Here is a 17,948-nt window from a genome sequence, read left to right on the forward strand (position 1 = left end):
GCCCGACCCACCGACGGCCTTCCGAAACCAGCTTTCCTACTTGTTTCCGCAAGCCGAGCCCCGTAGCGGCCGGTAGGCCCCTGGGCAAAATAAAGGAGGAGGCCGCTCCGCGGCCGGGGGACATTTGCACCAGGGGCCTACCGGCCGCTACGGGGCCCTCACGCGCGCGACAGGGCCCTCACGCACGCGACAGACCCGATCGGAAACGCCCCCGCAATCCACGCGCCGCACGAACTGCATGGCGCGCACGCGCACCGTCGTCCACCGTCCGCCACGGCCCTTGGAACCGATCGCTCCCTGCCACGGGAAGAAGAACCTTTTTTGCTTGCTTGTTGCTTCCCCATCCCCAGAATAGGCGCACATGAATCATGTGCCGGACGGAAATCGCGGGATGAAGAACAAGCAGGAAATCGTTGAAAACTGGCTGCCGCGGTACACCGGCGTGCCCCTGGATAAATTCGGCCAGCACATCCTGCTGACCAATTTCGGCGGCTACCTGCACACGTTCTCGCACCTGACCGGTGCGCCCGTGCAGGGCATGGACCGGCCGATGGCCAGCGTGACCAGCGACGACATCACCCTGATCAACTTCGGCATGGGCAGTCCCAACGCGGCCATCGTGATGGACCTGCTGTCGGCGGTGATGCCCAAGGCGGTGCTGTTCCTGGGCAAGTGCGGTGGCCTCAAGCGCAAGAACCAGTTGGGCGACATGATCCTGCCGATCGCCGCCATCCGCGGCGAGGGCACCTCCAGCGACTACCTCCCGCCGGAAGTACCGGCCCTGCCGGCCTTCGCACTGCAGCGCGCGGTGTCCACCACCATCCGCGACCTGGGCCACGATTACTGGACCGGCACGGTCTACACCACCAACCGCCGGGTCTGGGAACATGACGAGGCGTTCAAGGAAAAACTGCGGCTGATGCGCTGCATGGCCATCGACATGGAAACCGCCACCCTGTTCGCAGCCGGCTTTGCCAACCACATCCCGATCGGCGCCCTGCTGCTGGTGTCCGACCAGCCGATGATCCCCGACGGGGTCAAGACCGAGGCCTCCGACGCCAAGGTCAGCTCGCAGTTCGTCGAAAACCATATCCAGATCGGTATCGAGGCGCTTAAGCTTATACGGCGCAACGGCAAGTCGGTCCGCCACCTGCGCTTTGACGAGTGATGGCAATCGCACCGGCGGGCGTCTTGGGGACGCACCGCCCTCAGGGGTAGTGAATGGACGTGGCGGCACAAGTGGTGGAGTTCTGGCGCAACGCCGGCCCACAACAATGGTTCACGCGCGATGACGCGTTCGATGCGCGGTTCCGCCAGGCGTTCCTGGACGAACACGTCGCCGCGGCCCGGCGTGCGCGCGAGCATTGGCTCGGCAGCGCCGACGGCGCGCTGGCGTTGATGATCCTGCTCGACCAGTTCCCGCGCAACTGCTTCCGCGACACCGCCCACTCCTACGCCACCGACGGCCTGGCCCGGCACTACGCCATGCGCGCGGTGGAGGAGGGCCTGGACCTGCAGCTTGTGCCCAAGCTGCGCGCCTTCATCTACCTGCCGTTCGAGCACTCCGAGGATCCGCAGGACCAGGAGCGTTCGGTGGCCATGTTCGATGCGCTGGGCGACAAGGAATACCTGCAGTACGCCGAACTGCACCGCGACATCATCCGTCGCTTCGGCCGCTTCCCACACCGCAACGCGGTCCTGGGCCGCATGCCGACCGCCGCCGAGCTGGACTATCTGGCCGAGGGCGGTTTCGCCGGCTGACGCCTGCGGAATTCAACTACGCAGGGACGTCAGCGAGTCGTGGGTGCCCCAATGGCGCGAAGGCTGAACGTCTGCGCGCCCGCGCGGTTGCCCGGTGGCCTTGGAAGAGCGAAGGATCGAAGCGTGCATCGCGCGTGTGCTGCCGCTGCGTTCGAGCCGCTTTTTCAACGCGCACCAGCCAACTGTCCAAGGGCGGGTGCGGGTGGGCGTGCGGGACCCGTTTTGCGCCATGGATGGCGCAAAAGGAGCCTACAGGGATGTACTTGCGGCGTGTCCCGCATGCCCGCCCGTATCCGCCCAAGCCAGTACAGCCGCGCACTCGCCGCCGTTGCCCCGGCCGTTGCGTTCAACAAAAAAACGCCGGCATTGCCGGCGTTTTTTGTTCAAAACATCGCAACCGACGATCAGTACTTCGGCACGCTGTTGTCCACATCGTTCGACCAGGCGTCGATACCGCCGGTGATGTTGTGCACGTTGCTGAAACCCAGCGCACGGAACTGCTCGGCTGCCTGCGCGCTGCGGCCGCCGTGGTGGCACAGGAAGCCCAGCGCGGTGTCCTTCGGCAGCGCTTCCAGGCGCGCGCGGTTGTCGCCGTCGAACGTCTCGAACGGCGCGTCGATCGAAGCGATCGCGCGCTCGTCGGCCGGACGCACGTCCACCACCATCAGGCGGCCCGCGCGACGCTGGTCGTCCGCATCGCGCACCGACAGCTCCTTCACCGCGCGCGGCGCGTTCGGGTTGTCGATCGCCAGGCCCTTGCCGCGGATATCATCCACCCAATCGATGGTGATGCCCTCGGCGCGGCGCGCGCTGGCCAGATCGAACTGCACCCGCAGCCCGTTCGATTCGGCCGCGATCGCGTTGTCGTCATGCGGTGCCAGCTGGAAGTTCGGCTGGAAGTTGGCATCGATGCCCAGCTGCAGCGACGCGCCCGGCGCGTCGGCCAATGCGCCACGCAGCATCTCCACCGCCGCCGGCGTCACCGTGATCGACGGCGCCGTGCGGTCCGGCGCGGCCAGCCCGAGCATGCTGCTCAGCTCACCGCTGCCGGCCATCTGCAGCAGGATATCGCTGCCACCCACCAGCTCGCCATCGATGTACAGCTGCGGGATCGTCGGCCAGTCGCCGTAGGCCTTGATGCCTTCGCGGATTTCCTGGTCGGCCAGCACGTTGACGTGGGCAAAGTCCACGCCCAGGTCCTGCAGCGCGCCCACGGCCTTGGCCGAGAACCCGCACTGCGGCATGCCCGGCTGCCCTTTCATGAACAGCACGACGCGGTTGGCGTTGAGGATGGTTTCGATGCGCGAGCGCAGGGCGGGATCAAGGGACATGACGGTCAGGGTCCGGCGTTTGGAACCGGACATTCTACGCGGCATGGCATCATGGGGCATGACCGTACCGGAAACGTTGCATCGCATTCCCCGGCGCCCCTGGCGCTGGTTGCCGTGGCTGCTGCTCTCCCAGCTGCTCGTCGCGGCCGCCTGGCTGCGCCTGGGCTGGCCCGTCGGCCTGCCCCTCATGGTGGCCTCCCATGCCCTGTTCATGGTGCCCGTCTTCCTGCCCAACAGCCGCTTCTATGCGCCCGTGCTGAGCCGCCTGCCGGGCAGCGCCCCGCGGGTCTGGCTCACCATCGATGACGGCCCGTCCGACCAGACCCCGGCCGTACTGGACCTGCTCGACCGCTACCAGGCCAAGGCCACCTTTTTCCTGGTCGGCGAGCGCGCCCTGGCCCAGCCCGACCTGGTGCGGCAGATGCTGGCGCGCGGGCACACCCTGGGCAACCACAGCCACCGCCATCCGCAGACCCGCTTCTGGCGGTTGGGGCCGGCCGCGATGGCCGCCGAGATTGGCGAGTGCCAGAAGGCCTTGACCGCCATCACCGGGCAGCCGCCGCGCTGGTACCGCTCGGTGGTGGGCATGACCAACCCCTTCGTGGCGCCGGCCCTGCAGCAGTGGCAGCTCACCCGGGTTGGCTGGAGCGCGCGCGGCTACGACGGCGTCGATTGCCAGCCGGCGGCGGTAGTGGAACGCATCGCCGCCCAGCTCGGGCCCGGCGCGATCGTGCTGCTGCACGAGGGCGCCGCCCACGGGCACAACCTGGCCATCATCGAAGCGGTGTTGCAGGCGCTGCAGGACCGTGGCCTGCGCGCCGAACTGCCGGACGCCACGCTCAGCTGATCAGCCCCAGCAGCAACAGCCCGGCCGTGCCCAGCAGCGCGCCGCAGGAGAACACCAGGCCGAGGATCGCCAGCACCTTGCGCCGGTCGCGCTGCAGCACCCCGGCCACGCCCAGCGCCAGCGCCACCAGCTCGACCAGGCCGGCGCCGATGATGCCCAGCCCGATCATCACGGTCGCCGGCGCGCCTTCGTCCATGCCGCCCGGGGTACTGAGCTCGGCGACGCCGGCCAGCACGATCAGCAGGAACATCAGCACCCCGCCGCCCAGCGACAGGATGAACGAGGCAATGCCCAGTCCGGAATGACGGATCTGCATGGGAACTCCTTGCAAGCAGACGTGCGGGCTCAGGCCCGCGACAGCTTTGGCTGGCGCAGGCGGCCAGCGGGTGCGAGTGGATCCACTGCTGGCGCATCCAGCTGCCCAGCGACAACTGCGCCAGCAGCAGGGTGATCGACAGGCCCAGCGCCAGCACGCCGGTGACCCGGCGGCGGCGATGCTGCAACAGGCTGCCGATACCGATCAACGTGGCCAGCACCGCCAACCCGACGCTGACGCACAGCACCACCAGCAGCACCACCGGCACCTCACGCATCTCGGCATGGGCCGGGGTATGCGCGTAGTGCGCGCTGATGGCGAACATCACCAACCCGCACACGCTGATCACCAGTGCGGCGATGCCCAGTGCGGAATGGCGGGGCGAAGGTGGGGTCATGCGGGCTCCATGCCGGTATCGGGGCGCGAGTATGCGCGCGTGCGGCGCGCGACGCGACCCTCAGCCGGCCGCGGCACGTTCGGCGCAGACCAGCCAGTTGTTGAACGGCGTGTTGCCGTACAGCGGGGTCATCTGCAGTTGCAGGCCGGCCGCTTCCAGCGGTGCGCGCACGCTGGCCGCATCGGGATAGTGGCGTGGGCGGGTGCCCATCCAGCCCACCAGGTGCGCCAGCATGTCGGTGATGCGGGTGGTGCGGTCGCGCCCGCTGTTGTCGGCCAGGGTGGTGCGGATCACCAGCCGACCGCCCGGCGCCACCCGCGCGGCCGCGGCCTGCAACAGGCCGGCCTGGGCCTCGGCCGGCAGGTACTGCAGCACGTCCAGCAGGGCCACGCTGCCGTGGTGGGCGGGCAGGGTGGCGCTGGCGTCCAGTGTGTCGAAGCGGGTCTCCGCCAGCGCCGCGCGGGCGGCGGCGCGGCGGGCACGTGCGATCTTGTCCGCATCGATGTCCACGCCCAGGTAGGGCCGCTGCTGGTCGGCCTGGCGCAGCACGTGCGCCAACAGCCCCAGGCCGCAGCCGATATCCAGCAGCGCGCCGCGTGCAGGCAGCAGCGCGGCCAGCACGCCCGGATACAGCGGATCGCTGCCGAGCTTGCCGCGGCTGTAGTAGTAATCGCGTCGGTTGCCGAAACGCTGCGCCGGCATGAAGGCGGCAGCGATGCGGCGGGCCTGTTCCTTGGCCAGTGGCAGGGCGTCCGTGCTCAGCGCGGCACCTCGTCGGCCAGTTGCACCCGCGCCACCTGGAAGGCGCGCTCGGTCCACAGCGCGTACATCGTCGCCGAGGGGTGCAGGCCATCGTCGACCAGCATCACCGCTTCAGCGCCCGGAACGCGGCTGAGGTCGGTGATGTCGATGAAGGCCACCTGGTGCCCGGCGCAGATCGCGGCGGCCGCGGCGTTGTAGGCGTCCAGTTCGCGCCCCACCTGCACGCGGTCGCGACCGGCCTCGCGCGCATACGGGGTCACCCCCCAATCGGGGATGGACAGCACCAGCACCCGTTCGGCGCGCCCGCCGGCAAAGCCCAGCGCGCGCTGCAGCAAGGCGGTGAAGCGCGGGCGGTAGTCATCCACGCTGCGGCCGCGATACTGGTCGTTGACCCCGATCAACAGGCTGACCAGGCCGAACGGACCCTGCGGCGCGGCGGCATCGATGCCGGCCTCGAGTTCGTCGGTGGTCCAGCCGGTGGTGGCGATGATCCGCGGGTCGTCCACCGCCACGCCGATGTCGCGCAGGCCGGCGACCAGTTGCAGCGGCCAGCGTGCGGACGGCGCCACGCCCTCACCGATGGTGTAGGAGTCGCCCAGCGCCAGGTAGGACAGCGCCACTCAGGCCACCGCGCTGCGTGGCTTCAGCGGCACCACCTTGGTGTTGGCCTCGGCACGCCGCGCCAACGCGCGGTCGATGCGGGCGAACACATCGCGCATCACGTCCGCTTCGGGCAGCAGGGTGACCCGGAAGTGGTGGCGGTAGGGCACGTTGAAACTCGAGCCCGGCACCACCAGCACGCCTTCCTCGTTCATCAGTTCCAGCGCGAAATCGTGGTCGTCGAAGCTGCGCGCCGCCGGCCCGACCACGGCCGGGAAGGCGTACAGCGCACCGGCCGGCGCCACCAGCGACAGATGCTCGCTGGCGTTGCAGGCCTCGATCACCGCGCGGCGGGTTTCGTACAGGCGGCCGCCCGGGGCGCACAGGGCGGAAATGGTGTCCGGGCCGTTGACCGCCGCATCGATGGCGTACTGGCCGGGCACGTTGGCGCACAGGCGCAGTGCGCTGAGCAGGTCCATCGCCGCGCGGAACTCGCCCAGCCGCTCGGCCGCGCCGGACAGCATCGCCCAGCCCACCCGCCAGCCGCAGGCACGGTGCACCTTGCTCAGGCCGCTGAAGGTGATGCACGGATGCTCGCCGGCCAGGGGCGCGACCGGATGGAACTGTGCGTCGTCGTAGAGGATCTGGTCGTAGATCTCATCGACCATCAGCAGCAGGTTGTGCTTGGCGGCGATGGCCACGATGCGCTCCAGCAGGTCGTGCGAGTAGCTGGCGCCGCTGGGGTTGTTCGGGTTGATCAACACGATCGCGCGGGTACGCGAGGACACCAGCGATTCGATCTCGACCGGGTCCGGCTGGAAGCCGTTCTCCGGCGCGCAGCGGTAGTACACCGGGCGGCCGTCGTTGAGGATGGTCGCCGCCGACCACAGCGGGTAGTCGGGCGAGGGCACCAGCACTTCATCGCCGGGGTTGAGCAGGGCGCGCAGCGACAGGTCGATCAGCTCGCTGACGCCATTGCCCACGAACACCCGGTCCGGGTGCGCATCCGGTGCACCCCGGCGGGCGTAGGCGGCGGCGATCGCCTCGCGCGCCTCGGGCAGGCCCTGCTGGTGGGTGTAGGGGTCGGTGCGGCCCATGTCGTCGGCGATCGCGCGCTGCAGGTGTTCCGGCGCGCGGAAGCCGAAGTTGCCGGGATTGCCGATGTTCAGCTTGATCAGCTTGCGGCCCTGGGCCTCCAGCTCCCGCGCTCGCCGCGCCAGCTCGCCCCGGATCTCGTAGCGGACTTCGGACAGGCGCTCGCGGGTGGCGAGCGGCTTCAGCGGGGGCGTGGACATGAACGGGCCGTCATTTCGGGCATGGAAACCGCATGGTAGCGGAAATGTTGCGTTGCAGGGCAAGCCTTTCGGGCCAAATTCCGAGCCCTGGCAAGCAGTTGCGAATGCGGGGCTGGCCAGCCGGTCCCCGCGCCTGGCCGGGCACTGCGACGACGCCCGGTCGCTACACCCTCTAGAATGGGCAGGATGAGCGAACCCACTGATTACCTTGCCCTGCAGACCATTGGCTGGCCCTGGCCGGGCGGCCCCGAACTCCCGGACTGGCAGGCCCTGTTCGAGCAGTTCCCGCAGGCACGCCCGGGGCGGGTGATCGAACAGCATCGCACCGGCTACATCGTCTCGGACATGCCGGACGCGGCGATCAAGACCGAATCCCCGCCGGAGTGGCAGCGCCCGCGCTTCCCCAGCCATGAGCGCGCCGCGGTGGGCGACTGGGTCCTGCTGGAGGGCATCAAGATCGTGGCGCTGCTGCCGCGGCGGACCGCGATCAAACGCGGCGCGGCGGGCGAGCATTACCACCAGCAGGTGATCGCGGCCAACATCGATACCGTGTTCATCGTCTGTGGCCTGGACGCGGACTTCAACCCTCGCCGGATCGAGCGTTACCTGCTGCTGGTGGGCGGTGGCGGCGCGCAGCCGGTGGTGGTGCTGACCAAGGCCGATCAGACCGAGTACAGCCAGGACGCCCTGGACGTGCTGGAAGAACTGGCCGCGCAGGACATCCCGCTGCTTGCCATCAACGGCAGGGACCCGGCCAGCGCGTCGGCGCTGCTGCCGTGGCTGGGCGCGGGCCGCACCGTGGTGCTGGTGGGCTCGTCCGGTGCCGGCAAGTCGACGTTGACCAACACGCTGCTGGGCGAGGAGCGGATGAAGACCGCCGATGTGCGGGTCAACGACTCGCGCGGCCGCCACACCACGACCCACCGTGCGTTGATCCCGCTGCCGGCCGGCGCGTGCCTGATCGATACCCCGGGCATGCGCGAGCTCAAGCCGACCGGTGAAGAGGCCTTGAGCGAAGGGGGCTTCTCCGACGTGGAAGCCCTGTCGGCGCAATGCCGTTTCCGCGACTGCGCCCACCAGCGCGAGCCGGGCTGCGCGATCCGTGCGGCCATCGACGACGGCACGCTGGATGAAGAGCGCCTGCTCAACTACTTCAAGCTCAAGGAAGAAGTGGCTGCCGCGGCGGCCAAGCTGGCCGTCCGCCAGGCGCAGCAGGCGATCGAGCGCAAGCACGTGGGCAAGGGTGCGCAGTGGCGCCCGGGCGGAAAGGGCGGACGCCGATAACCCAACGCCGTAGAGCCACCCCATGGGTGGCTGCGCGCGGTGCCGGAGCGAAATGCAGCCACCCATGGGGTGGCTCTACGAGGCGTCGGCCCGAAATGCAGCCACCCATGGGGTGGCTCTACGGGGCGTCGGATCGGAATGCAGCCACCCATGGGGTGGCTCTACGCCACCTCAGGCGCTGCGTGCAGCGCGCCCTGCGTGGCTGCTATTGTCCGCCCCATGAGCACACCAATGACCGTGGATCGTGAGGTGGCCCACCACACCGCGCTCGATGCGCAGCTGGTGGAGGCGGTGGGCGGCATCAAGCTGCTCGGCCTGACCAGTTGGCCGGCGGCGCTGCAGGCGCCTTTCCTGGCCAGCGTGGCGCGCGGCCAGCCGGTGTTGCCGCAGGTCGCCTACCCGCGGCTGGACTTCGGCGACACCCGCCGCGCGCTGGCCGCGATCAGCGCCCAGTGCGACCCCTCCCATCCGATCGGCCTGTACGTGCAGCGCTCGGCGCACAGCTGGGACCTGGCCGCGGGCCTGCTCGAATCGCTGGGCACCGCCGAAGTCGACCGCTACTCGGTCGCGTTGTTCGGCGCACCCGAACAGCCGCTGCCCGGCAATGGGCCCAGCACCCGCGATGCAGCCCGCCACTTCATCCAGATCGCGCAGGAACTGGACCACGAACTGCTCGCGCCCGAGGAACAGGTCCCGGTCTCGGCCACCGCGCTGCAATTGCAACTGCAAAGCGATCTGGACGCGTTCTTCGAGTCGCGCATCATCAGCGTGCAGCTCGATCCGGAGCTGATCTCCAAGGCGGCCGCCGGCCCCACCCGCATCCGCCTGCGCACCAGCGCGCGCTTCAGCGCCTACGACCGTGCACAATTGTTCCACCACGAGGCACTGGTGCATTCGCTGACCGCGCTCAACGGCCGCGAACAGCCGCACCTGCCCAGCCTGGCGCTGGCCTCGCCGCGGGTCACCGCCACCCAGGAGGGGCTGGCCACCTTCGCCGAGCAGATCACCGGCAGCATCGACATCGAACGCCTCAAGCGCATCAGCCTGCGTACCGAGGCAATCGCGATGGCACGCGAGGGGGCGGACTTCATCGAGGTGTTCCGCTACTTCTGCGATGCCGGGCAGAACAACGAAGAGAGCTTCGCCTCGGCCCAGCGCGTGTTCCGCGGCGTGCCGCCCACCGGCGGCGCGGCGTTCACCAAGGACACGGTCTACCTGCGCGGGCTGGTCTCGGTGCATACCTTCTTCCGCCACATGCTCGCCGAAGATCGCCTGCAGGTATGCCGCTGGCTGTTCGCCGGCAAGATGGCGCTCACCGACGCGATCGCCTTCGCGCCGCTGTTCGAAGAAGGCATCCTGCGCCCGCCGCGCTGGCTGCCGCATTGGGTCAGCCGGGCCAATGGGCTGGCCGGCATGCTGGCGTTCTCATTGTTCGCCAACCGTATCCGCATGGACCAGCTGGCGGCGGAATAGCCCGTAGTGCCCCAGCGTGGCAACCGCATCTCCGCATCGCCGCATCGCGGCGGCACGAGCGGTGCCAATGCAAACGTCTCCTACCACAGCGCAGGATGCGCGCGCTTCCAATGCAGCGTGCGTGCGTGCGTCGTTACGGCGCGACTACACAGCATCACGCGTCACCTCCGTCGAAATGTGCCTGACGTCACTCTCCAGTGACGCGAAACGGCGGATGTCGGAAACGCCCTTTGAACTTTGAGGCCTCTCTTATTCAAATGAGCGCGGGGATTGACGATTGTCAATTCGATTTTTCAGGACGAAGAACGTTGACGAGCGTACAAGGACGAGGCGCGAACGAGATCGCCATCATTGTTTCAACCGTGCGAGAGCGAGGCGCCGTGGGTTTGGCGCGTGCCTGTATCGCGCTGCCCAGCCAGTATCGAACCTGCCCTGTCTACACGCCTGCAATCGTATCGTGCCGCCGCGCATGATCCGGCGTCATTCCGATGCCGTACTCACACCCGCTCACCAACTTCGAGGTAAGACGCAATGTCGAGCAAGGAAGGATCTGTTGCTCCCAAGGAGCGAATCAACATCAAGTACGTGCCTGCAACCGGTGACCAGAAAGCGGAGCTCGAGCTGCCGTTGAAGCTGGTGGTCGTGGGCGACTTCAAGGGCCATGGCGAAGAGCGGCCACTGGAAGAGCGCGAATCGGTCCGCATCGACAAGCACACGTTCAACGCGGTAATGGAGAAGGCCGAGCTCGCGCTCCGTGTGGATGTGGCAAACCGCCTGTCGGATGACAAAGACGCATCCATGGCGGTGGACCTCCACTTCACGTCGCTCACGGATTTTACGCCGGACGCCATTGCCCGCCAGGTGCCGGAGATGCGCAAGCTGCTTGAATTGCGAGAAGCGTTGGTTGCGCTGAAGGGGCCGTTGGGCAACGTGCCCGCGTTCCGCAGCAAGCTGCAGGAGCTGCTGGCCGACCCGGTGGCCCGCGACACCCTGGCGAGGGAACTCGACATCGCATTGAACACACCGGAAGACAGTCGGGCCTGAGCCCCTTCGCACAACTATTACAGGAGTAATCCATGGAAGCGAAACAACAGGGTGCGACCCGGGCTGCGGCCTCGGCAGGCACGGGACTGCTCGACCAGATCATGGCCCAGACCAAAATGGAGCCCAGCCAGGAAGGCTATTTGATCGCCAGAAAGGGCGTGGCCGAGTTCATCGCCGAGATGCTCAAAAGCAACGAGCAGGCCGAGCCGGTCAACAAGCGCCTGGTCGACCAGATGATCGTCGAGCTGGACCAGAAGATCGGCCAGCAGATGGATGAGGTTCTGCATCATCCCGAGCTGCAGAAGCTGGAGTCGGCATGGCGGGGTCTGAAAGTCCTGGTGGACCGCACCGACTTCCGCGAGAACATCAAGATCCAGGTGTTGCATGTCACCAAGGAAGAGCTGCTCGAAGACTTCGACAGCGCCTCGGATGTCACGCAGAGCGGCCTGTACAAGCATGTGTACTCCGCCGAGTACGGCCAGTTCGGCGGTGAGCCGGTCGCGGCAATGATCGGCAATTTCTACTTCGGCCCGTCCGCGCCCGACATCAAGCTGCTGAACTACGCGGCATCGGTCGGTGCGATGGCGCACGCTCCGTTCATCGCGGCTGCAGGGCACGAGTTCTTCAACGTCGAAAGCTACCAGGACCTGCCCAACCTCAAAGAGGTCAAGGACATTTTCGAGGGGCCGCGCTACACGAAATGGCGCTCCCTGCGCGAATCCGAAGACGCGCGCTACCTTGGCCTGGCCATGCCCCGGTTCCTGCTCCGCCAGCCGTACGACCCGCTGGAGAACCCGGTGCGGACGTTCAATTATCGCGAAGGCGTCAGTGCCACCCATGAAAGCTACCTGTGGGGTAATGCGGCTTACCTGATGGCAAGCCGGATCACCGACAGCTTCGCCCGGTACCGCTGGTGTCCGAACATCATCGGTCCCCAGTCCGGTGGCGCAGTCGAAGACCTTCCGGTGCACCTTTACGAAGCCCTGGGCCAGCTGCAGGCCAAGATTCCGACCGAAGTGCTGATCACCGACCGCAAGGAGTTCGAGATCGCCGAGGAAGGCTTCATCCCGCTGACGATGCGCAAGGGTAGCGACAACGCGGCGTTCTTCTCGGCCAACTCCGTGCAGAAGCCCAAGGTGTTCCCGAAGACCAAGGAAGGCCAGGACGCGCAGACCAACTACAAGCTGGGCACCCAGTTGCCCTACATGTTCATCATCAATCGCCTCGCGCACTACATCAAGGTACTGCAGCGCGAGCAGATTGGCAGCTGGAAAGAACGCCAGGACCTGGAGCGCGAACTCAACACCTGGCTGAAGCAGTACATCGCCGATCAGGAAAATCCGCCTGCAGAGGTGCGCAGCCGCCGTCCGCTGCGGGCGGCAAAGGTCGAAGTGACCGACGTTGCTGGCGATCCTGGCTGGTACCAGGTGTCCATGGCCGTGCGACCGCACTTCAAGTACATGGGCGCCAATTTCGAGCTTTCGCTTGTGGGGCGGTTGGACAAGGATTGACACGGAGCGTAGATGTCCCGGGTATCAGGGAAAGGAAGCCTGTTCGATCGACTGGAGCCTGACCTGCTCCAGCGGCGAAGCGTGCAGTCGCAGAACCAGTTGCCGGCGCGGATTCACAGCATCAAGCGGAACATCGAACTGCTGCTCAATACACGTCAGGGCTGCTCACAGAGCAGCCCCGACGTGGGCCTGCCGGAATTCACCGATGCCACCTCCGGGTCGTCAGAACTGCTGATCCGGACGAGTGCCGGTATCCGCGATGCCATCCAGTCCTACGAACCGCGCGTGGTTGTGCGGGACGTGCACTTCATCCCCAATCCGCATGCGCCGCTTGAGCTCAACTTCCGGCTGGCCTGTGTCCTGGCGGTCGACAGCAAGGATGCTGTTCTCGAGGTCGACCTGGTCATGAACGGGCATAACCGCCACTACCGCGTCCTGTGAGGCTGCATGCCATTCAAAAGGATCTACCGTGATGAGCTCACGTTCCTGCGCCTGCAGGGGCGTGAGTTCGCGCGCCACAATCCCCAGCTTGCCCGGTTCCTGGGCGAGAAGGCCGCCGATCCGGACGTTGAACGCCTGTTGGAGGGGTTCGCATTCCTTACCGGCAAGCTGCGGCTCAAACTGGAAGACGATTTCGAGGAGCTGACCCATTCGCTCCTGCAGTTGTTGTGGCCGAACTACCTGCGTCCCATTCCAAGCATGACCATCATGCGGTTCGATCCTGTTGATCGTGCCATCGCAGTGCGGCAGACGCTGCCGCGGGGAGCGCTGCTGGCCTCGGTTCCGGTGGATGGCGTCGCATGCCAGTTCCGCACCTGCACGGATCTGAAGATCGATCCGCTGCGCATCGATGCGATCCATGACGCGCACACCCGTGAGACATCCGTGGTCCGCCTGGAACTGCAGGCGCTGTCGGACCGCCGGCTGGACGAGATCGATTGTGATGCGCTGGACCTGCACCTCAGCGGGGATGACTACACCGCACTGACGCTTTACCTCTGGACGGCGCGCTATCTGGATGAAGTGAGGGTCATCGTCGGCGACCAGGTACGCACACTGGGGTCCGCTGGCGTCTGTTTCCCCGGGTTCGGCGCCGACGAGGCGTTGCTGCCCTATCCGCGCAACGTTTTCGATGGCTACAGGGTACTGCAGGAGTATTTTGCGTTTCCGCGCCGTTTCTATTTCATCCGCCTGACCCGGCTGCGAGCCGTGTGGCCTGCCGCAACTGGTCGGCAGATCCGCATCGAGTTCCACTATTCCCGGCCGATGCCGACCGACATCAAGGTGCGCACTGCGGATATATCGCTGCACTGCGTGCCGGCCATCAACCTGTTCGCCCATGACGCCGAGCCAATGAGCCTGGATGGTCAGGACAGTGACTACCCCTTGCGGCCATCCGGTGGCCTGCCGCATGCCCATGAAGTGTTCAGCGTCGATCATGTCAGCGGCTGGAACCAGGGTGCCCATTCCGGTCCCGGCGGACGGGGCCGTCAGTATCACGACTTCAGCTCCTTCCAGCATGAGATCGAAAAATCGCAGGGCAGGGCGGCGCTTTACTTTCGCACCCGCATCGAAACGGATGCGGCCGATGGCGGGCTGCGCCAGCGGATATCGTTCGTGCGCAGCGACGACAGCAGTTTTATTGGCAGGCGGGAAACCATTTCCGTGGATCTGACCTGCACCAATCGCGACCTGCCTGCGGCCCTGGCAGCCGGGGACGTGTGCATCCCGACAGAGGAAATCCCGGCGTACCTGACCTTCACCAATATCACGCCGCCGACGCAGCCCTATCGCCCGGTACTGGACGGGAGCCTGCACTGGACCCTGATCTCCAATCTCTCGTTGAACTACCTGTCCCTGCTCGGCACCGAGCCGCTCAAGGCGGTACTGCGCGCGTACGACTTCGCGGCACTGCATGACATCCAGTCCGAACGCAGCAGCCGAAAGCGCCTCGAGGGCATTCGCGGCGCCCGCACCCTGCCGGTCAATACGTTGATCAAAGGCCTGCCGGTGCGCGGCCTCAAGACCGTGTTGGAGCTCGACCAGGATGCCTTCCTCTGCGAAGGCGAGCTTTACCTGTTCGGCACGGTCCTGTCGCGGTTCTTCGGACTCTACGCAAGCATCAACTCGTTCCATCTTCTTGAAGTCAAGAACCTCACCAACAACGAGACCTACACATGGACGCTGCAACGCGGTCACCAGCCGGTGATCTAGCCCTGCCGTTGCTGCGCGATGCGAAGGACTACGGGTTCTTCAGCCTGGTGGAGCAGCTGTACCGGTTGCATGGCGACAACCTGGAATATCTGCTGGACGTCGATCCGGCCACCGAGCGGATCCGGTTCGAAAGTGATCCCGGCCTGGGCTTCCCCGCATCCGACGTGCTCGCCGCCTCGGCCCTGCAGGGGCGTTCGCAGGACACGTACCGCCTGGTCGTCAGCTTCCTGGGACTGCACGGGGTGGATTCGCCCCTGCCTGGGCACTACCTGGAGCGGGTTGCCAGCGACCATGCGCACGGCAACGACCTGCGCGCCGCATTCCTTGATTTTTTCAACCATCGCCTGCTCACCCTGCTGCATCGCGCCTGGCGGAAGTACCGGTACCACGTCAGGTTCCAGGATGGCGCGCGCGACCGCTTCTCGCGCTATGTGTTCTCACTCATTGGTCTCAATGACGAACAGCTGCGTGGCCAGACCCAGCTTCCGTGGAGCCGGCTGTTGACCTACGCGGGATTGGTGGCCAGCCGCAGCCGGTCCCCGGCCGTGGTCGGTGGCATCGTGGCGCACTGCTTCGACCTCGGGCAGGTAGAGGTCCGCGAGTTTCAGCCACTGCGGGTGGAGATTCCCGACGCGCAGAAGACCCACCTGGGGCGACAGGGGGGAATGCTCGGCGACAGCTTCATGATCGGCGATCGGGTCAAGACCTATGAACACAGCTTCGTCATCGCCATACGCGGCCTGACCCAGCGCCGGTTCCGCGATTTCCTGCCCAACGGCCGTGATTTCCTGCCGTTGAACCGGCTTGTCGAGTTCCTTCTCCGTGACCAGCTGGCCTACGACCTGGAGTTGGGACTGCGTCAGGACGAAATACCCCGTCTGCAACTGGACTCCCGCCGTGGTGCCCACCTGGGCTGGACAACCTTCTTTGGCAATGACGACCGGCTGCGGCAGGAGTCGGTCGTAAGAATAAAGGTGCGTCAATGACTACCCACTCCCCTACGCCACGACTCCATCTGGTCGTGGCCAACCCCGAGTTCCTGGATATCGGGAGCACGCCAACCCACGTCTTCGACGCCGCGGGCGGCACCATCGGCAGCCGTGGGGCCAACTGGGTGCTGGCCGACACCGCCGGCGGGGTAGCCCCCATCCACGCGGAGGTCGCCTGGGTCGACCGTGCCTACTGCCTGGTCCAGCGCAGCGGCGCCACCTGGATCAACGATGCGAAGGACCCGCTCGGGCCGGACGTCATCATCGCCCTCAACCATGGCGACGTGATGCACATCGGACCCTACCGGATCAATGCAAACCTGGGGGATGACTCGCACATGACCCACGATCCGGGCCGCCATCTGGGGCAGCAATCGCTGGGCGAAATCCTCAACACGCGCGATGCCCAGTTCGAGCGGCTTTCTACGCAGGTGGCGTTGGATGTGGAGCCTGCGCAGCGCCATGAGGCCATTGATCCGCTGGCGGCGCTTGACGCCGCGGCCATGCGGATGAATGCCCAACGCACGCTCGGCACCCCCATGGACGCCACGCACTACGGCGTGTCGAGCAGCTCGGTCACGCAGAGCGACCTGGCAGACACCAACCGCGAAGTCATCAGCAATGTCACCCCGGCGCACGGAGTCGCCCGAGCGATGAACAATGTACACACGAGCCCCCCCGCGTCCCACGCCGAGGGGCTGCATGTCGCCATGATTCCGCTTGGGCAGGGTCTGGGAATCGGGCTGGGTCACCTGGATTCCGAGCAGGCGCACCGGGTGCTGCACGACGCCGGCAGTGCGTTGCGTGCCGCCATCCAGGGCCTCGCCGGTCTCTACGCACAGACGCCCAGGGCGGGGCAGGGTACCGGGCTGCTCAACCGCACGTTGCAGCCGATCGAGGACAATCCCCTGCGCCTGCAGCAGGGCTACGCGGAAACCGCGCAGGCCCTGTTTGCGGGGACCCGCAGTCCGGTCCATCTGGCCCCTCAGGCGGCCGTCGCCGAGAGTCTTGAACAGGTCGCCCGTCACAACGACGCCAGCGCGGTCGCCGTCAAGGCGGCCCTGGGTGCCCTGTTGGCTGCATTTTCCCCCGACGCACTGGCCACGCGCTTCCAGCGATACGCCGGCGGCAACGAGGCCCAACCAGATGCCGGCTGGCTATGGCAGATGTACGGGCACTACTTCGATGAGCTGATGTCCTCGCGGCAGCAGGGGTTCGACCGCATGTTCTGGGAAGTGTTCGACCAGGCCTACGACCGCGCGATGCGGGCCGGGGGTTGAAGTGCTCCAGCGTGCGCTGCCATGGGTATTGCTGCCGGCCATGCTCATGGGCCTGGGCGGCTGCACGGCCATGAAGAAGACCCTGCAGGTACTCAAGGACCCCGGCATTGTCGTGGGTGAACCCAGGGACCAGCCGTCGCAGGTGGCGCTCAGCCTGGTGACATCGGCCGGGGTCAATCCCAATGCGTTCGCGCAGGAGGAGCCGGCCTCACCCCGGGACGAGGCCGTGCCATATCGGGTCAACCTTTCCAGCGATGACCTGAGCAGCCTGCTGGGCCAGCTCAAGGCAACAACCGACATTCTCCATGCTGAGTTCCAGGCGACGCATGGGCATGGGCCCGGCACGGGTTCCATCGCCATCGAAGAGGGCCCGCCCGAGCAGGAGCCAACCCGCCATATCGTCAATGAGGGCGATGGCGCCGCACGCCAGGTGGGCCAATACCGGGACGGCGCGTCGAAACCGGACGGGGAGCCGGCGGTTTCACCGGCGACCACGATGCAGGCCCGGCAGGCCAACCCGATCGCGGTCAAGGTCTTCGAACTCAAGGACAACGGGATGTTTCTCGCTGCCGACGCGGACGCGCTGATGGACAAGCCCGAGAAGACCCTGGGCAAGACCTATGTGGACCACGACGAGTACGTGCTCAGGCCCGACGAATTCAAGTTCGTCCGCTTCCACACCGTCAAGCCGGCCACGCACTTCATCGCCGTTGTGGCCGCCTACCAGGACATCCATTCGGTGAACTGGAAGGCCGTATGGCGCATAGAACCCACTGGCGGCAGATATCCATTGCTGGTCTCGCTCGACGAGCACGGCGTAACGATCAAGGGAGAGGATTGAACG

General features: G+C 66.5%; 17 protein-coding genes. 12 read left to right on the top strand and 5 right to left on the bottom strand.

Translation table 11 applies throughout. The features are described from left to right. Positions 1-391 precede the first annotated feature (391 nt). Together AC06FD_RS18590 and AC06FD_RS18595 are read left to right on the top strand one after the other, a co-directional pair. The gene (locus tag AC06FD_RS18590) at positions 392-1,168 is read left to right on the top strand and encodes an AMP nucleosidase (RefSeq protein WP_259207652.1); all 777 of its coding nucleotides are present in this window, start codon (positions 392-394) and stop codon (positions 1,166-1,168) included. Between the two features lie 53 nt (positions 1,169-1,221). Further along, a complete protein-coding gene (locus AC06FD_RS18595; RefSeq protein ID WP_259207650.1) occupies positions 1,222-1,761 on the top strand; it encodes a DUF924 family protein in 540 nt (179 codons plus the stop codon). Between the two features lie 404 nt (positions 1,762-2,165). On the opposite strand, the gene grxD is transcribed toward AC06FD_RS18595, so the two are convergent. Beyond that, complete coding sequence (gene grxD, locus AC06FD_RS18600) at positions 2,166-3,092, bottom strand: Grx4 family monothiol glutaredoxin (RefSeq protein WP_394164123.1); 927 nt, start codon at positions 3,090-3,092, stop codon at positions 2,166-2,168. A 58-nt stretch (positions 3,093-3,150) separates the two neighbouring features. On the opposite strand from grxD, the gene AC06FD_RS18605 reads away from it, so the two are divergent. Further along, complete coding sequence (locus AC06FD_RS18605; RefSeq protein WP_449335804.1) at positions 3,151-3,939, top strand: polysaccharide deacetylase family protein; 789 nt, start codon at positions 3,151-3,153, stop codon at positions 3,937-3,939. Here the strand turns inward: AC06FD_RS18605 and AC06FD_RS18610 are convergent. The 4 genes from AC06FD_RS18610 to AC06FD_RS18625 all read right to left on the bottom strand — a co-directional run bounded on the left by AC06FD_RS18610 (position 3,932) and on the right by AC06FD_RS18625 (position 7,309). Next, a complete protein-coding gene (locus AC06FD_RS18610; RefSeq protein WP_478078598.1) occupies positions 3,932-4,255 on the bottom strand; it encodes a hypothetical protein in 324 nt (107 codons plus the stop codon). The genes AC06FD_RS18605 and AC06FD_RS18610 overlap by 8 nt on opposite strands. Positions 4,256-4,712: 457 nt before the next feature. Next, positions 4,713-5,354: a methyltransferase domain-containing protein gene (locus AC06FD_RS18615; protein WP_478078599.1), complete on the bottom strand. Its 642-nt coding sequence runs from the start codon at positions 5,352-5,354 to the stop codon at positions 4,713-4,715. A gap of 56 nt (positions 5,355-5,410) precedes the next feature. Beyond that, entirely contained in the window at positions 5,411-6,034 is a 624-nt protein-coding gene (locus tag AC06FD_RS18620; protein WP_478078600.1) for an SGNH/GDSL hydrolase family protein, read from the bottom strand. Further along, entirely contained in the window at positions 6,035-7,309 is a 1,275-nt protein-coding gene (locus AC06FD_RS18625; RefSeq protein WP_478078601.1) for a pyridoxal phosphate-dependent aminotransferase, read from the bottom strand. A gap of 186 nt (positions 7,310-7,495) precedes the next feature. On the opposite strand from AC06FD_RS18625, the gene rsgA reads away from it, so the two are divergent. The 9 genes from rsgA (at position 7,496) to tssJ (ending at position 17,945) form a co-directional block, all read left to right on the top strand. Then, positions 7,496-8,593, top strand: a complete 1,098-nt coding sequence (gene rsgA, locus AC06FD_RS18630; protein WP_394164118.1) for a ribosome small subunit-dependent GTPase A — start codon at positions 7,496-7,498, stop codon at positions 8,591-8,593. Between the two features lie 231 nt (positions 8,594-8,824). After that, positions 8,825-10,066 carry a flavohemoglobin expression-modulating QEGLA motif protein gene (locus tag AC06FD_RS18635; RefSeq protein ID WP_449335803.1) on the top strand — a complete coding sequence of 414 codons (1,242 nt, stop codon included), beginning with the start codon at positions 8,825-8,827 and terminating at the stop codon, positions 10,064-10,066. A 531-nt stretch (positions 10,067-10,597) separates the two neighbouring features. Then, on the top strand, positions 10,598-11,110 hold the full coding sequence (tssB, locus tag AC06FD_RS18640; protein ID WP_394164116.1) for a type VI secretion system contractile sheath small subunit: 513 nt from the start codon (positions 10,598-10,600) through the stop codon (positions 11,108-11,110). Between the two features lie 32 nt (positions 11,111-11,142). Continuing rightward, positions 11,143-12,621, top strand: coding sequence for a type VI secretion system contractile sheath large subunit (tssC, locus tag AC06FD_RS18645; RefSeq protein ID WP_478078602.1), 1,479 nt, complete (start codon positions 11,143-11,145; stop codon positions 12,619-12,621). A gap of 12 nt (positions 12,622-12,633) precedes the next feature. Further along, positions 12,634-13,062 carry a type VI secretion system baseplate subunit TssE gene (gene tssE / locus AC06FD_RS18650; protein ID WP_478078603.1) on the top strand — a complete coding sequence of 143 codons (429 nt, stop codon included), beginning with the start codon at positions 12,634-12,636 and terminating at the stop codon, positions 13,060-13,062. 6 nt (positions 13,063-13,068) lie between these two features. Then, a complete protein-coding gene (tssF, locus tag AC06FD_RS18655; protein ID WP_478078604.1) occupies positions 13,069-14,835 on the top strand; it encodes a type VI secretion system baseplate subunit TssF in 1,767 nt (588 codons plus the stop codon). Beyond that, positions 14,799-15,821, top strand: a complete 1,023-nt coding sequence (gene tssG, locus AC06FD_RS18660) for a type VI secretion system baseplate subunit TssG (protein WP_478078605.1) — start codon at positions 14,799-14,801, stop codon at positions 15,819-15,821. The genes tssF and tssG overlap by 37 nt, the downstream gene beginning before the upstream one ends. Beyond that, positions 15,818-17,104, top strand: coding sequence for a type VI secretion system-associated FHA domain protein TagH (gene tagH / locus AC06FD_RS18665; protein WP_478078606.1), 1,287 nt, complete (start codon positions 15,818-15,820; stop codon positions 17,102-17,104). Before tssG ends, tagH begins: the two co-directional genes overlap by 4 nt. A gap of 70 nt (positions 17,105-17,174) precedes the next feature. After that, positions 17,175-17,945, top strand: coding sequence for a type VI secretion system lipoprotein TssJ (gene tssJ / locus AC06FD_RS18670; RefSeq protein ID WP_478078607.1), 771 nt, complete (start codon positions 17,175-17,177; stop codon positions 17,943-17,945). Positions 17,946-17,948: the final 3 nt, after the last annotated feature.

Source organism: Stenotrophomonas sp. Steno-Z1 (genome assembly GCF_056393175.1).